Source organism: Burkholderia lata (genome assembly GCF_902499335.1).
In the GTDB taxonomy this organism is placed as follows: domain Bacteria; phylum Pseudomonadota; class Gammaproteobacteria; order Burkholderiales; family Burkholderiaceae; genus Burkholderia; species Burkholderia lata_B.
Genome location: NZ_CABVQK010000019.1, coordinates 60,724 through 73,781 on the forward strand (window position 1 = coordinate 60,724; position 13,058 = coordinate 73,781).

At 66.4% G+C, this 13,058-nt stretch carries 9 protein-coding genes; 2 read left to right on the forward strand and 7 right to left on the reverse strand.

The window, feature by feature from the left end; all coding sequences use genetic code 11:
• Positions 1–39 precede the first annotated feature (39 nt).
• From BCO18175_RS35300 to BCO18175_RS35315, 4 genes are all read right to left on the reverse strand, one after another.
• Positions 40–2,715 carry a GH92 family glycosyl hydrolase gene (locus BCO18175_RS35300; RefSeq protein WP_174987758.1) on the reverse strand — a complete coding sequence of 892 codons (2,676 nt, stop codon included), beginning with the start codon at positions 2,713–2,715 and terminating at the stop codon, positions 40–42.
• A gap of 69 nt (positions 2,716–2,784) precedes the next feature.
• A complete protein-coding gene (locus BCO18175_RS35305; RefSeq protein WP_174987761.1) occupies positions 2,785–5,256 on the reverse strand; it encodes a GH92 family glycosyl hydrolase in 2,472 nt (823 codons plus the stop codon).
• Between the two features lie 329 nt (positions 5,257–5,585).
• Positions 5,586–6,053 carry a cupin domain-containing protein gene (locus BCO18175_RS35310; RefSeq protein WP_174987764.1) on the reverse strand — a complete coding sequence of 156 codons (468 nt, stop codon included), beginning with the start codon at positions 6,051–6,053 and terminating at the stop codon, positions 5,586–5,588.
• A gap of 119 nt (positions 6,054–6,172) precedes the next feature.
• A complete protein-coding gene (locus BCO18175_RS35315) occupies positions 6,173–7,396 on the reverse strand; it encodes a Zn-dependent hydrolase (protein ID WP_174987767.1) in 1,224 nt (407 codons plus the stop codon).
• Between the two features lie 144 nt (positions 7,397–7,540).
• Here BCO18175_RS35315 and BCO18175_RS35320 point away from each other — a divergent pair, with 144 nt between their 5' ends.
• A complete protein-coding gene (locus tag BCO18175_RS35320) occupies positions 7,541–8,461 on the forward strand; it encodes a LysR family transcriptional regulator (RefSeq protein WP_174987770.1) in 921 nt (306 codons plus the stop codon).
• Between the two features lie 87 nt (positions 8,462–8,548).
• Here the strand turns inward: BCO18175_RS35320 and BCO18175_RS35325 are convergent, their stop codons facing one another.
• Together BCO18175_RS35325 and BCO18175_RS35330 are read right to left on the reverse strand one after the other, a co-directional pair.
• Entirely contained in the window at positions 8,549–10,183 is a 1,635-nt protein-coding gene (locus tag BCO18175_RS35325; RefSeq protein WP_174987773.1) for a DUF2306 domain-containing protein, read from the reverse strand.
• Between the two features lie 37 nt (positions 10,184–10,220).
• On the reverse strand, positions 10,221–10,898 hold the full coding sequence (locus tag BCO18175_RS35330; protein ID WP_174987775.1) for a DUF4336 domain-containing protein: 678 nt from the start codon (positions 10,896–10,898) through the stop codon (positions 10,221–10,223).
• Between the two features lie 61 nt (positions 10,899–10,959).
• On the opposite strand from BCO18175_RS35330, the gene BCO18175_RS35335 reads away from it, so the two are divergent.
• Positions 10,960–11,592 carry a TetR/AcrR family transcriptional regulator gene (locus tag BCO18175_RS35335; RefSeq protein WP_174987778.1) on the forward strand — a complete coding sequence of 211 codons (633 nt, stop codon included), beginning with the start codon at positions 10,960–10,962 and terminating at the stop codon, positions 11,590–11,592.
• 101 nt (positions 11,593–11,693) lie between these two features.
• Here the strand turns inward: BCO18175_RS35335 and BCO18175_RS35340 are convergent, their stop codons facing one another.
• Complete coding sequence (locus tag BCO18175_RS35340) at positions 11,694–13,046, reverse strand: pyridoxal phosphate-dependent decarboxylase family protein (RefSeq protein WP_174987781.1); 1,353 nt, start codon at positions 13,044–13,046, stop codon at positions 11,694–11,696.
• Between the last annotated feature and the right edge of the window lie 12 nt (positions 13,047–13,058).

Sequence of the window (13,058 nt, forward strand, 5' to 3'; positions counted from 1 at the left end):
CGATGCGGGCCGCTTGCTGGTGCCTGCCGGTGCCTGCTGCTACTTGCCGGCCAACGCGAGCGACGGCGCGAGCGCGCTGTTGGGATCCTGCCCGTTCCAGGTGCTGACCCATGCATCGTTCGGCGTCGCCCCCATCACGAAGTCGAGTGTGCCGCCGGCCTTCATCTCGTCGTACGTGATGTACGGCCGATGCAGCGGCGTGCCGTTCAGGCTGACCGACTGGACGTAGCGATTCACCGATGACGGCGCGCCGCCACTCGCCGTGTGCGCAGTCACCTTGAAACGCCGCGTCGCGCCGAACTTCAGGCCCTTTCCGTCCCCGCCTCCCGATGCAACCGGGATGTCGATCGTCGCTTCCTCGAACAGCGGCGTGCCGAGGTAGAACACGCCGCCCACCGGATTCAGCGAATAGATGCCGAGCGCGGACAGCACGTACCACGCGGACAGCTGCCCGCAATCGTCGTTGCCGGGAATCGCCGAATCGCGCACGCGGCGCGGGTCGGCCACCGCGGCCTTCAGGCTGTCGCCGCTCAAGAGCGCGCGATCGCCGGCGGTCAGCGTCAGCGAGTACATGTCGTCCATCACCGTGCGTACGCGATCCTGCGTCTTCGACGGCATGCCCGCGACGTCGTACAGGTACGGCAGGTGGTTAGCCGGCTCGTTCCCCGCGAAGAACTGGCCGCTGCGGCCGGTCAGGTCCGGAAAGCCCTGGTTGTAGAGGAAGGTCAGCGGGTTGGCCGGATCGAACGTGCGATCGAGCTGCGCGATGAACTGGCTCTTGCCGCCGAGCAATGCAACGAGGCCCGGGAAGTCGTGGAAGATGTTCCACGTATCGACCCACGAATTCGATTCGGAGAAGTCCGTCTTCTCCGCGGCTGTCGGGTCGAAGCCCGCCACCCAGTTGCCTTGCGAATCCTTCGGCTGCGCAAACTTCCAGCCGTTGTTCGGCACCGGGTTGAACACGTTCCGGTAGTTCTGGCTGCGTTGCAGGTAGGGCCGGTAGTCGGCCGTGTTCTTGCCCGCCGCCTTGCCGACCGCGGCCGTCGCCCAGTCGTCGAACGCGTAGTCCTGCGTCGTCGACACCGACGCGTTGTCGCCCGCGTACACGTAGCCGCTCTGCCGGTACTGGTCGAAGCCGTGCGCGCTCGCACTCTGCGTGGTCGTCAGCGCAGTCCAGATGTCGTCGATGCCCGCGCTCGTCAGGTGCTTCAGGTACGCATCGGCGATCAGCGGGATCGACGGGTGGCCGGCCATCGTGAAGGTTTCCGTCTGCGCCAGCGGCCACACCGGCAGCTCGCCCTTGCCGTTCTGCTTGAACTGCGTGAGCAGCGACTTCACCCAGCCGTCGACGCGCTCGGGCTGCACCAGCGTCATCAGCGGCGACTCGGCGCGGAAGGTATCCCACAGCGAGAACGTCGATGAATAGTCGAAGCCCGGATTCGCATGCTTGCTCGTGGTCGGCGGCGACGTCGTGCCGTCGTTGGTCGAATCGGTGCCGACGTAGCTGCCGTCCGCATTGTTGTAGACGGTCGGCGCGAGCATCGTGCGGTACAGCGACGTGTAGAACATCGTCCGCTGGTCGGCGCTGCCGCCCTTGATCCGGATCCGGTCGAGCGCGGCGCTCCACACGCGCTCGGCCGCACCGCGCACCTGGTCGAACGACTTCGCGCTGACTTCCGATGCGAGATTGGCCTGCGCATCCGCAATGCTCGACGGCGAGATGCCGACCTTCACCGTGACCGCGCCGCCGCTGTCATTGCCGTCGGCGAACGTCAGGTACGCCTTGAAGCCGTCCGCGCTGAACGCGACGTGCTTCGTATCGAACGGCTTCGAGAAACGCGCGACGAAATACGTCGGCTTGTTGTTCGCCCAGTTGTTCGTGAACTGCCAGCCGGCGATCGTCTGCGCATCGATGACCTGGATCTTGCCGCTCGCGGTCGAGCCGCCGATCGGGTTGTCGATGCTGACGATCATGCTGCGCTTCTGCGCGGCCGCGCTCGGGAAGTATGTGTAGCGATGCACGCCCGCATGCGAAGTCGCCGTCATCTCCGCGAGGATCTTCGCGCCCTGCACGTTCCACGGCGTGTTGCCGCTGCCGACCGGCGCCATCTTCACGCGGTAGTAGCCGGGGCTCGCGGCTTCGTCGTCGTGGCTGAACGACGCGTTGTAGGTGATCGACGCATCGGCCGCCACCTTGGCCAGCGTCGCGGTATCGACCGGCGCGAGCGTCGGCAGGAACCGCACTTCGCCCCCCGAGCCGATGCCGGTGCCCGACAGGTGCGTATGCGTGAAGCCGGTGATGAACGGATCGTCGTACTGGTAGCCCGACGTGCGATCCCAGTTCCACGGCAGCGTGTGCGCGCCGCCGGTCGTGTCCGGCCCGAGCTGCACCATACCGAACGGCACGGTCGCGCCCGGGTACACGTGGCCGTGACCGCGCACGCCGCTGCTCCAGTCCGCGTTGATGTCGAGATTCGCGGTGCCGATCATCGGATCGACGCTGTGCAGCACCGACCGTTTGGCCGCGCCGCCGCTCTCGTTCTGATCGCCCTGGTCGTTCTGATCGCCCTGGTCGTTCTGGTTGCCTTGATCGTTCTGGTTGCCCTGCGCGTTCGACATCTGCGCGAGTACGCTCGCATCCGTCGAAGCCTGATCGCCCCCGCACCCCGACAACACGGCAAGGCACCCGATACCCACCACATGACGTAGCTTCATCCGTTCGTCCCTCCCTCTCTCTCTGCGTCGATCCTGTTGGCAAGAACCGCTCGTTGATCTTCGTGACCGTTACGGCGCGCCGGCCGCCTGCGGGAACGACGGCATCGCGGATGCGTCGGTGCCCCAAGTCGTGGCGCTCGCGTCGGCCGTCATCGAGTACGACAGCTTCCCGCCCTTCGCGATCTGCTCGAACGGCAGCCACGCAGTCGAGTAAGGTGCGCCGTTCAGCTTCAGCGACTTCACATAGAACGACGCACTGTCGCCCGAGCCGGCACCCGGCGCGACGATGTGCAGCAGACGGTAGCTGCCGTCCTTCTGCCCGACGCGCACCGTGATCTTCTCGAACTGCGGGCTCGACAGCGCGACGCCGCTCACGCCCGGCACGACCGGATAGAGACCGAGCGCGGCCCACACGTACCAGCCCGAGATCGCGCCGAGATCGTCGTTGCCCGGCAGCCCGGCCGCACCGGTGCCGAACTCGTTTGCGAGCGACGCGTGCAGCACGCGCTGCGTATGCGACGGCGCGCCGGCCCACGCGTAGACCCACGGCACGGCCATCGTCACTTCGTTGCCGACGTAGAAATACGGCTGCACGGTGCCGATGTTCAGGTGCGAGAAGAACGTGTCGAGCCGCTTGACGACCGGCGCGGCACCGCCCGCCTGCGTGACCACGCCGGCGAGATCGTGCGGCACGTACCACGTGTACTGCTCGGAATTGCCTTCCATGAAACCCGTGCCGTCGGTGACCCACGCGCCCGCCGACGTCTTCGGCTGGATCGCGCCCTGGTCGAACAGGTTTTGCCAGTTGCCGCTCGATTTCAGCAGCGTGCCGGCTGTCGCCGTGTCACCGAGTGCCGTCGCGAAACGCGACACCGCGAAGTCGCGCACCGCATATTCGAGCGTGTTCGAGGCGGTCTGGTTGTCGCCCGAGCCCGACGACGGCACGTAGCCGAGCCGGCCGTAGTCCGCGCGGCTGCCCATCACCGGCGTGCCGGCGCACGCGGCGCCCGGCGCCGTGCTGCTCTTCATGATCGACAGCGCGGCCTGCGTGTCGAAGTTCGTCGCGCCGAACGCATGCGCGTTCGCGACGATGATCGAACCCGCGTCACCGGGCATCACGGCCGTCTCGGTGTTGAAGTACGCCCAGCGCGGGAACGCACCGCACGCCTTCGCATCGAGCACGAGCGACTGCACGATGTCGCTGGTCCGCACCGGGTCGAGCAGCGCCTGCAACTGGATGAACGAGCGGTCAATGTCCCAGCCGGAGAAGTTCGCGTACATCGTGCGGCCTTTCTCGACCTGACGCGTCGGCGCGGCCGGTGCGCCGTTCGACGCATAGAAATCCGGATACTGGCCGTTCACGTCGTTGAACACGTTCGGGTGCAGCGACGCGTGATACAGCGCGGTGTAGAACTTCGTCTTGTCGGCGTCGCTGCCGCCCGTGACCTGGATCGTGTTCAGACGCGCGTTCCACGCGGCGCTCGCCGCGCTGCGCACCTTGTCGAAACGCCAGTTGCGGTTGCCCTGCCCATCCGATTCCGGATTCTCCGCGCGCAGGTTCGCCTTCGCATTCGCTTCACTGACGAACGAGATGCCGAGCTTCATCATCACGTCGGGATGCTTGCGGTCGACATTGAACGTCACGGTCACCGGGCTGTTGTTCGACAGCGCCGGCTTCGCCGCGAACGGCTGGCTGAATTCCGCGTAGTAGTAGACGGGCACCGCATGCCCGGCCCAGCAGAACCCGCCGCCCGCGATCGTGCCGGACAACGCGCGATCACCGACCTGGCTGATCGTGTCGCGCGTCGAGCCTTGCGCGCGGTTGTTCAGCACGGTCGGATCGATCGCGATCGTCGCCTGCTGGCCCTGCGCGAGTGCCGGATACGTGAAGCGCGCGAAGCCGGTGCGCACCGTCGTCGTCAGTTCGGCCTTGATGCCGTTGCCGAGCGTGACGCCGTAATAACCGGCCTGCGCGGTTTCGTTCGCGTGGCTGAAGCTGGCCGGCGCGCCGGCGTCGCCAGGCGCGAGCTGCGGCATCACGTTCAGGTAGCCGCCGTTCGCCCAGCAGCCGGTGCCGCTCAGGTGCAGGATGCTGAACGCATTGATCGACGTGTCGCCATACCAGTAGCCGCCTGAGAAGCCGGAGCCGTCGCCTTTGCTGCTGTCGTATTGGGCGGTCGGTGTCATCGGGCTCCACTGCATCATCCCGAACGGCACCGTCGGCCCCGGGAACGTGCCGCCACCGAGGCCCGAGCCGACCGGGTCGGCCGGCTGGTCGGTCGCGTAGTCGGTGCCGATCAGCGGATTGACGTATTGCGCGACGCGGATGTCGGCGTTTTTCCTTGCCGCTTCGTTGCCGTTGCTGTTGTCGTTTTCATTGCTGTTATCGTTGCCGCCGTTGCCGTCCTGGTTGCCTTGCGAATGCGCCGCGGCCGACAGATTCGACGCCGCTACCGACGGCGAATCGCCGTCACCGCCACAGGCAGCCAAGACAACGCTCAGCGCCAGCAGCGCCGTTCCCAACCCCCAGTTCCTCGACATCGCCTGTCTCCGTTTCGCTCTTGAATCAAGCCATTGGTTCGAACTACTGATCTTTAAATCAGGAATCTTTTCGTGACTTGTCGCGTACGCGGTCAATCGGTCGAAACTGCCGGACGCGTGTATTTATTTCCGTACTCGGGTGCCTGGAAAGAGACGCGCCGGCATATGGCGATACCGGCGCCCAGGAACGGACAATGCGCACAAGCGTGCCCAAATAAACGCGTTTTCTCTACCCCGTGTTTTTACGAATTTTTATTTTGTTTATCTAAACAATAGGTTAATGATTCCGTTTTTTATGTGGAATGGGTCATTGAATGCACGATTGGCCATCAAGGCTGTTTCGGCAGTTCGACATAGTCTTCAAGCTCGCCGGCGATATAAAGCCGCTTGCCGAGTCGCGGGTATTCGCAGACATCGTGTTCGAGCCGCTGCCCGCCGACGAGCAGCTCCAGCGGCGTATCGCCGGTGTTCTGCACCGTATGCGCTTCGCCGCCGCGCGGAAAGCCCAGAAAATCGCCGGGCCCGATTGCATCGGTGCGCTCGCCGATCGTGACCGCGCCCGTACCGGACAGCACGTACACGAACTCTTCTTCGTACAGGTGACGGTGATACTCGGCCGATTCGTGACCGGGCATCAGCGTGAGCAGGTGAACACCGAATTGTGTCAGGCCGGTCAGGTCGCTGAGTTGTCGCTTGAGACGAACGGCATTCGGGTTCAGCGAATGCACCGCGCGCGCCGGTTCCATCTTCGCGATATCGGCGGCCTTCAGCAGTTCCCGGGGAAAGGGGGTCGACATGGGGATCTCGCAAGCGTGAATGCTTCGGTTGAACGCTGCGCCGGCGTGGCGCGCGCAGCGGCCATTGTCCGACATTTTCACGCTTGCAGAGGTGTCGCGAGCCCCGCCATCGCACGTAGCTAGCGCGCGCAATCGGCCAGCAGGTTCGCCAGCACCGACGCGCCTTGCGCGAGGTGCACCGGGTCGGCATCTTCCGCTTCGTTGTGGCTCAAGCCGGCCTTGCACGGCACGAACACCATCGCAGAAGGCGCGACGTACGACAGGTTCACCGCGTCGTGCCCTGCGCCGCTGCACATCTCCATGTACGGATAGCCGACGGCAGCCGTGGCCTGCCGCACGCGCTCGATGCATTCCGCATCGAACACCACCGGCTCGTATTCGGCGATCGTCTGCACCTGCACGCTGGTGCCGCGCAGCGCGGTGCGCTGCTGGCAGATCGCTTCGATATCGGCGACCAGTTGCTGCAACGCCGCCTGCGACGGGTGGCGTACATCGACGCTGAACCGGACCTTACCCGGAATCGTGCTCGGTGAGTTCGGCTGGCACGCGACATGGCCGACCGTCACGCGCGCATCGGCGTCGAACGTATGGCCGTGCTCGACGATCGCGGCAATCATCGCGGCCGCCACGCCCATCGCGTCACGGCGCACGCTCATCGGCGTCGTGCCCGCATGCGATTCGAAGCCGGTCACCGTGACGTCGAGTTCGTAGATGCCCTGCACGCCCGTCACGACGCCGATCGGCAACCCGGCCTGCTCCAGCACCGGCCCTTGCTCGATATGCGCTTCGAAATACGCTTTCGGCATCTGCCGCTCGCGCGCGGGACCGGCGAAGCCCGTGCGTTCGAGTTCGTCGCGGAGCAGCACGCCCGTCTGCATGCATGGGCGATCCAGTGCGTAGTCGAGATCCAGCGCGCCAGCATAGACAGCCGAGCCCATCATGCCCGGCGTGAAGCGCGAACCCTCTTCATTGGTCCACGCGACGACGTCGATCGGATGCCGCGTCGCGATGCCGTGCTCGTTCAGCGCACGAATCGCCTCGAGGCCCGCCAGCACGCCATAGACGCCGTCGAAGCGGCCGCCGAGCGGCTGCGTGTCGAGATGGCTGCCGCACGTCACGGGCGGCAGGCCGGGTTCCGTGCCCGGCCGGCGAGCGAATACGTTGCCGATCGGATCGATGCGGATCTCGCAGCCGGCTGCTTCGCACCACGCGATGAAGCGGCGCCTGCCGAGCGCGTCGTCGTCGCTCAGCGCGAGCCGGCAGCTGCCGCCGTGCGCGGTCGCGCCGATCGCCGCCATCTCCATCAGCGAATTCCACAGCCGTTGCTGGTTAACGAGAATCATCGTGACCGCTCCTGAAAAGCACCGAGCATATACACTCGATCCAATAAGAAAAATCCAAGATTTCGTTGTGGACGATAACTTTTACTTGTCACCCGGCGTTCCGTCCGGAACCCCGCGCTTCCTTCGCACCCGGATCGGTCATTCATGAAGCTCAAGCAGCTCGATGCGTTTCTCGCGGTCGCCGAGCATCGCACCATTCGCGGCGCGGCGCGCGCGCTCGGCGTCACGCAACCGGCGATCAGCAGCATCGTGCGCGAACTCGAACAGGAACTCGGCGTGCCGCTCGTCGTGCGCAGCGTGAAGGGGATTGCGCTGACCGATTACGGCAGCGCGTTTGCGATTCGCGCGCGGCTGATCGTCGAGGAGATCCAGCGCACGCGCGACGAAATCGAGCAATTGCGGCTGGGCACGACCGGCTCGGTATCGATCGCGGTCAGTCCGACCGTCGCGCTGACGCTCCTGCCGCGCGCGTTCGCCGCATTCTCGCGGGACCTACCCGGCGCGACGCTGAACGTCGACGATGCGCTGAACGCGACGGATCTCGCGCGGCTACGCGACGGCTCGCTCGACTTCATCGTCACGCATCAGTTGTCGAACGCGATGCCGGACCCCGACGAATTCGCGAGCATTCCGTTGTTCCGGACGGCGTTCGCGGTCGTCGCGAGAAGCCGGCATCGGCTTGCGCGCGCCCGCTCGCTGCGCGAGCTCGTCGATGCGCAATGGTGCGTGCCGCGCTATGGCGAAGGGGGAGACGATCTGGTGCGTTCGATCTTCATGCCGTTCGGCGTCGACGTGCCGAAGCGGGTGGTCCACTGCCCGTCGTTTGCCGCGACGCTCGGGCTCGTGTCGCAGACGGATGCGCTCGGCGTGTTCGCGCGGCCGCTCGCCGACGTCGAACGCAAGTCACGCGGGATCGTCGCGCTGGATCTTGCCGAGCCGATGCCTGCGTTGACGGTCGCGATCGTGATGCGGCGGCATGCGTTGCTGACGCCGGCCGCGCTGCATTTCATCGAGTGCCTGAAGGTTGCGGCCGCGGCGATCACGGGGAACGCCGACAGTCGGTGATGGACATCGGCGACGCGAGACCGCGAACGATATACGCCGTTTGCACACACGTCCCTCCCCGCTCCGGCCTGCTTCGCGCAAACACGGCTAGCGCGCGAATTTCTCCTGCGTCGCGCTGCCGTAGACCGCGTAAAGCAAACCCGCCAGCATCGCGAGAATCAGGCCGACGCTGATCGCGACGCGATAGACACTGGTGATCTCGACGTAATGCTGCAGATCCGGCACGCCGATCTGAAGATAGATCCACCCGACCAGCGGTACGAGCGCATACAGACTCGGCAGCGCCATCACGCACAGAACGGCGAACAGGCTCCACTCCTTGACGAGCGCATGGCGCTCACGCATCACGCCCCAGAGCAGCAGCACCGCGAAGAACAGTTCGAATGCACCGTTCATCTGGAACGGCGTGCCGCCGGACGACGTGATCGCCGTCGGGCCGCCCAGCAACTGCCCCCAGTACAGCAACACGGTGCCGTTTGCGGCAGTCAGCGCGCCAGTCGCGGCCGCGAGCCGCATCGTCCGCGCCGGCTGCGGCTTCCCGATGAACGCGGCGTGCAGCAGGAACGGCGCGAGCGCGCACACGCCGATCGCACTGACGGCATAGAGCCAGCGCGAGCCGGGCGCCGCCCGCAGCACGTTGCCCTGGAACGCGGCGAGTCCGGCCGGAATCCAGTCCTTGCCGGCCCGGAATTGGTCGAGGCCGGGCGTCACCAGGTAGTGATCGACGACAGCGGCCAGCGCGGCGATGCTCAGCACCGACAGCACCGCGACACCCACCTTGGCAACGGCCTCCGTCACCGCGGCCGGGAACACCGGGCCGGCCCGGCCCATGGCCGGTCGAGACTTCTGGAACCAGCGATTCATGCACAGCAGCAGGTAGCCGAACAGCATGCATTGCGCGATCAGCACGGCGACCGCCGAGAAATTGGACGTATTCTGGTTGACGTCCGGATAGACCATCGCGGCCCAGATCCAGTCGATGCGCGTAAACGGCGCGGTGAGCAGGAAGCCGTAGTTGATCGCCATATAGGCCTGATGCTGGGCAATCTCGCGGCGGATCAGGTGATGGATCGACATCCACAGCGATGCCGTGACGCCCAGCGCGAGAAACCAGAGGCCGGTTGCGAACGTCAGCGTGTCGTACATCATCGCGACCGGCGTGCGCACCATGTAGGTCATCGCACCGATCATCGCGATCTGCGACGAGACCATGTAGACCACGCCCGCCGCGCGATGCCAGCGCGGATAGTTGCGGCGCAGCGCCGGCCAGAACTGCAGCGCGCCCAGCAGCATGCACGTGCCTCCCATGATGTTGTGCAGCGACAGGATGACGATGTTCGCCTTCGGCATCCGCGCGTAATACAGCACGGTGTCGTAGAAGCCGTTCTCGCCGAACATGAGCCGCGCCGACGTCAGCCTGGCCGCGATCCAGATGAACGGATCGTCGGTGCCGAACACCTGCCCCCAGCCGGGATCTCCCCCGGCGATCGACATCGCGCGAAGCTGTTCGCGCGCATGCAGGAGCGCATCGCCCGATACCGCGCCGAAATTCGCCTGCCCGGTCGCGATGGCCGTCAGCGCATAGAGGACGGTGACGATGGCAAACGCCACGAACACCACGACGGCCCACGTCCGCAGGCGGCCGCCCGGCACGTCGCCGGCACGCGCCGCGATGGCGGAAGCCTGCGCCGCCGGGTGCCCGATGTCATTCGATCCTGCCATCACGTCTCTCCCTGATCGTGCGTCGTTATCGATGGATTCAAAGCCACGCCATGCCCTGTCGCACCGCGTCGTGCGCGTGCTCGGTCAGCGGGTCGCCGTGTGCGAGCGCCACGCGTTCGAACGGCCATTCCAGCAGCCTGTCGATGCATGCACGGGCCACGCGCCGGTCCCGATAGACCACGCGCAGCAGCGGATGCCAGCCGACCTGCCCGAGCACGCCGCCCAGGCGCAGGTAATGCCGCGTCAGCCAGTGCGGCGACGCGTGAAAGTTCTCGACGAGATCGCAGGCGATCAGCGTGCGGCTGGCCGGGTGATAGAACACCGTCTCGCGCAGCAGGCAGCCTTCGATCGTCAGCAGTTCAAAGTCGTCTTGCCAGTCCGGATGCGGCACCTCCGTCAGCACCGCATCGAAGCGCAGATCCTTGCGCTTGCGCTGCAGCGCGGCCGGCCCGTGCAGCAACGCGCGCGGATACGCGGCGACGGCGCCGGCCGCATAGAGGTGGTGAAACAGGTTCGGGCAGACGATGTGGCCGACCTCGCCGAGCGCATCGATTTCCGCGCGCAAGCCGCCATCCAGCGGCACCGGCGAATGCAGCAGCAACCGGCCCGACGACAGCCGGACGACGGTCATGCGGGCACCGACATGCAGCCCCATGAAAGAATGAGGGACCGATGCAGTCCAGATATCCTTCGTCAACGAATCGAGGGCGGTCATCGCCAGATCCGACAATGTTTGAGTTGCAAACATTGTCGAACGTGACATTGAATACTGTCAAATGAGTAGAAACCCCGGGAATCAGAAAGCGGGCTACCACCACGGCAACCTGCGACAGGCCGTGCTGGATCTGGCCTTTGCCGCGCTCGAGCACGCGAACGGGCGGGAATTGAGCGTGCGCCATCTGGCGACGCAGCTGGGCGTGTCGGATTCGGCCGTCTATCGCCACTTCGTCAACAAGGAGGCGCTGCTTGTCGCGCTGGTGGTCGAAGGCTTCCGGCGCCTGACACAGGCGCAGGTCGACGCGTTTGCCGCGGAGATTTCACGCGGCGCGCCGGCACGCGACGCGTTTCGGGCCGGCGGGCTGGCTCACGTGAAGTTCGCGCACGCGCATGCCGAGTTGTTCCGGCTCATGTACGGCGGCTTTGCGGTCCAGCACCGCGATGATGCCGAGCTCGTCCAGGCCCGGCGCGAGAACAGCGAGGTGACGACGCAGGCGATCCGCAGGATGGTGGGAACCACCATCGACGAGCAGCAGATCCGCGCGTTCAGCGTCGGCGTGCGCAGCTTCGTGCATGGCTTCGCCGTGCTGTGGATCGACGGGCATCTGGAAGGCGGCGAGGCGGAGATCGACGCACTGGCGGAAGCCGCGTTCGAGTTCTCGATGCACGCGTTTCCCGACTCGGTGCGCTGACGACGCGGCGTATGCGGCCTATGCGGCCTATGCGGCGCATACGCGGAACGCGGCGCGCGTGAGCGAGTGACCCTCCGCGCGCGCCGCCGCGCTGCCACCGCTTAGCGCACGTGCACGCCGCGCAGTTCCGTCAGCAATGCCACGAGACGATCGATGTGCGTGTCTTCGGTACGCCACGACGACACGCTGATCCGGAACGCCGGCCGCCCCTGCCACACCGTCGCGCCGAACCACACGTCGCCCGACGCCTGCGCGGCCGCGAGGATCGCCGCCGTTTCATCATCGGTGCCGGCGCGCACGAGCACCTGATTCAGCACGACGCGGTTCAGCACGTCGTAGCCGGCGGCACGCAGCCCGTCCGCGACCCGCGCCGCCTGCGCGCAATGCTGCTCGACCATCGTGGCCACGCCGGCGCGGCCGAGCGAGCGCAACGCGGCCCACACGGGAATGCCGCGCGCGCGCCGCGAGAATTCGAGGTTCAGGTTCTTCTGCGCATCCTGCGCGCCGCTCAGATAGACGGCGTCGCTGTTCATCGCGGTCGCGAGCGCGGCCGCGTCGCGGCAGATCACCATCGCGCCGTCGTACGGCGTGTTGAGCCACTTGTGGCCGTCGGTGGTCCAGCTATCCGCGCCGTCGATGCCGTCCGTCAGCGCGCGCTTCGACGATGCGCGGACCCACAGGCCGAACGCACCGTCGACGTGCACCCACGCGCCGGCCGCCTTCGCGGGCGGAATCAGCGCCGCGAACGGATCGAACTCACCGGTGTTCACTTCGCCGGCCTGCACGCAGAGGATCGTCATGTCGTCGAGCAGCGGCAGCTGTGCCGGGTCGATGCGACCGTGCGTGTCGACCGGCGCGACGATGAGACGCTTCATCCCGAAACCGAGCACGCGCAGCGCCTTCTTCACCGTGATGTGCGCAAGCTCGGAGATCACGACCTTCACTTCAGGCGCGCCGGTCAGGCCGTCCTCGTCGACGTCCCAGCCCTTGCGCGCGAGCAGTGCGCGCCGCGCGGCCACCAGCGCGACGAGCGTGCAGGCCGTCGCACTCGTGCCGAAACCGACCGCGCTGCCTTCGGGCAACCCGAGCACGTCGACGACCCAGCGCGCGGCCTGACGCTCGATCGTCGCGGCCACCGGCGAATTCGCATACGACGACGCACACTGGTCCCACGCGAGCATCAGCCGCTCGGCCGCCGCCGCGGCCGGCAGCGTGGCACCGATCACGAAGCCGAAGTAGTTCGGGCCGTTCGACGCGACGGTCGCGGGCGTGCCGCGCTCGTCGAGCAGGCGCAGCACGTCGTCGGCCGGGCGGCCCGTATCGGGCAGTGGCTCGTCGAACGCCGCAAGGCCGGCCAATGCGGCCGCGTCGGGAAACGCACGCCGCTCGTTCGTTTCGGCCAGATACGCGTGCGCGCGCCGGTCGGCGTCGGCCAGCAGTGCAAGTTCGTCCATCTCGGTTGCCTC

Excerpts from the sequence above, each read along its gene's own strand:
- BCO18175_RS35300 (WP_174987758.1), bottom strand. The coding sequence starts at position 2,715 with ATGAAGCTACGTCATGTGGTGGGTATCGGGTGCCTTGCCGTGTTGTCG.
- BCO18175_RS35305 (WP_174987761.1), bottom strand. The coding sequence starts at position 5,256 with ATGTCGAGGAACTGGGGGTTGGGAACGGCGCTGCTGGCGCTGAGCGTT.
- BCO18175_RS35310 (WP_174987764.1), bottom strand. The coding sequence starts at position 6,053 with ATGTCGACCCCCTTTCCCCGGGAACTGCTGAAGGCCGCCGATATCGCG.
- BCO18175_RS35315 (WP_174987767.1), bottom strand. The coding sequence starts at position 7,396 with ATGATTCTCGTTAACCAGCAACGGCTGTGGAATTCGCTGATGGAGATG.
- BCO18175_RS35320 (WP_174987770.1), top strand. The coding sequence starts at position 7,541 with ATGAAGCTCAAGCAGCTCGATGCGTTTCTCGCGGTCGCCGAGCATCGC.
- BCO18175_RS35325 (WP_174987773.1), bottom strand. The coding sequence starts at position 10,183 with ATGGCAGGATCGAATGACATCGGGCACCCGGCGGCGCAGGCTTCCGCC.
- BCO18175_RS35330 (WP_174987775.1), bottom strand. The coding sequence starts at position 10,898 with ATGACCGCCCTCGATTCGTTGACGAAGGATATCTGGACTGCATCGGTC.
- BCO18175_RS35335 (WP_174987778.1), top strand. The coding sequence starts at position 10,960 with ATGAGTAGAAACCCCGGGAATCAGAAAGCGGGCTACCACCACGGCAAC.
- BCO18175_RS35340 (WP_174987781.1), bottom strand. The coding sequence starts at position 13,046 with ATGGACGAACTTGCACTGCTGGCCGACGCCGACCGGCGCGCGCACGCG.